This window comes from Stenotrophomonas sp. 2YAF22, from assembly GCF_052114665.1.
Taxonomy (GTDB): domain Bacteria; phylum Pseudomonadota; class Gammaproteobacteria; order Xanthomonadales; family Xanthomonadaceae; genus Stenotrophomonas; species Stenotrophomonas indicatrix.
In genome coordinates this window covers 1-1,688 of the sequence record NZ_JBFRFE010000770.1, presented here as the reverse complement: position 1 = coordinate 1,688, position 1,688 = coordinate 1, and the positions used below count along the sequence as shown (strand labels likewise).

Annotated in this window: 2 protein-coding genes; both read right to left on the bottom strand. The window is 65.8% G+C overall.

The features are described from left to right. Positions 1-936: methionine--tRNA ligase (metG, locus tag AB4Y84_RS20955; RefSeq protein ID WP_442250849.1), on the bottom strand; the 936-nt coding region annotated here is incomplete at its 3' end. A 102-nt stretch (positions 937-1,038) separates the two neighbouring features. Next, positions 1,039-1,488 carry a DUF2147 domain-containing protein gene (locus AB4Y84_RS20950; RefSeq protein WP_025879086.1) on the bottom strand — a complete coding sequence of 150 codons (450 nt, stop codon included), beginning with the start codon at positions 1,486-1,488 and terminating at the stop codon, positions 1,039-1,041. Positions 1,489-1,688: the final 200 nt, after the last annotated feature.

The window sequence follows — 1,688 nt, the reverse complement described above, 5'->3', positions numbered from 1 at the left end:
GTGGCCGGTGCCGTGCAGCACCGCCGGCCAGAACAGGCCGTGGAAATTGACGATGTCCTTGCCGAGGAAATGATGCAGCTCGGTGCTGGTGCCGGCGCGCAGATGCGCTTCGAAATCCTCGCCGATCCTGCTGCACAGGGTCTGGAAGCTGGACAGGTAGCCGATCGGCGCGTCCAGCCAGACGTAGAAGTACTTGCCCGGCTGGCCGGGAATCTCGAAACCGAAGTACGGCGCATCGCGCGAGATGTCCCACGCACGCAGGCCGCCTTCGGCGTTGAGCCATTCACCCAGCTTGGCCTTCACGCCCGGCAGGGCGACATCGCCGGCCAGCCAGTCGCGCAGGAAGCCGTCGAAGTGGCCGACCTCGAAGAAGAAGTGCTCGGAATCGCGCATTTCCGGGGTGGCACCGGAGATCACCGAGCGCGGTTCCTTCAGGTCGGTCGGCGCATAGGTGGCGCCGCAGACTTCGCAGTTGTCGCCGTACTGGTCGGCGCTGCCACAGTTCGGGCAGATGCCCTTGACGTAGCGGTCGGGCAGGAACATGCCCTTGGCCGGGTCGTAGAACTGCGCCACCGAACGGCGGCTGATGTGGCCAGCCGCTTCCAGCTTCAGGTAGAACGCCTCGGTCAGCGCCTTGTTGGCCGCCGAATTGGTCGAGTCGTAATGGTCGAAGGCGACGCCGAAGGCGGCGAAATCGCGTTCGTGACTGGCCTGGATGTTGGCGATGAAGGCTTCCGGGGTGACCCCGGCCTTCTCCGCAGCCAGCATGATCGGCGTGCCGTGGGTGTCGTCGGCGCACACGAACCAGGCCTTGCCGCCGCTCATTCGACGCGCACGCACCCAGATGTCAGCCTGGATGTAGCCGACCAGGTGGCCCAGGTGCAGCGGGCCGTTGGCGTAGGGCAGGGCGGTGGTGACGAGCGCGGTACGGGTCATGGTCACGGGGTGCAGCCAGGGGGAACCGAAGATTATCGCACGCCCGCAACGCAGTGACCCGGCCGGAGCCGGGTCACCAGGGCATTGCCGGGGCCGTGACGCTTACTCGCGGACCCAGGTCTGCGCGCGGCAGATGAAGGCGATGCAGCCGGACACGTCCAGCTTGCCGCCGCCCGGCTGCAGCTCGATCTTCGAGCGGTAGGTCTTGCCGTTGGCCGGGTCGAGGATGGTGCCACCGGACCACTTGCTGGTGGTGCCCTTGTCCTGGCTCAGGTTCCAGAGAATGGTCATGCCCTTCACCGGCTTGTTCTTGTTGGCGCCCTCGCAACCATCGCAGACCGGGTTCGGGCCCTTGTCCGAGTGCAGGATCTCGACCACCTTGCCGGACAGCGTGCCGTTGGCGGCCTGGCTGATCTCGACGATCGACTTCACCTTGCCGGTCTTGTCGTCGATGGTCTTCCAGCGGCCGGCTGCACTGTCGGCGGCCTGCGCGGAGAGCGCGGCCAGGCACAGCGGCAGCGCCAGCAGCAGGGTCTTGAAGGTCTTGCGCATGGTCCCCTCCCAGGGTTCATTCCGGCACGATGCCGGTACGGGTCGACTGTATACCCATTCGGCGGGGTATGGGGAAGGGGGGCGTTGGCCGGGTTGCACCCGGCACCCGCTACGGCAACAGCAACAGCAACAGCAACAGCAACAGCAACAGCAACAGCAACAGCAACAGCAACAGCAACAGCAACAGCAACAGCAACAGC

Bases quoted from the DNA above. Each gene is read 5' to 3' on its own strand.
- AB4Y84_RS20950 (WP_025879086.1), bottom strand. From the start codon at position 1,488: ATGCGCAAGACCTTCAAGACCCTGCTGCTGGCGCTGCCGCTGTGCCTG.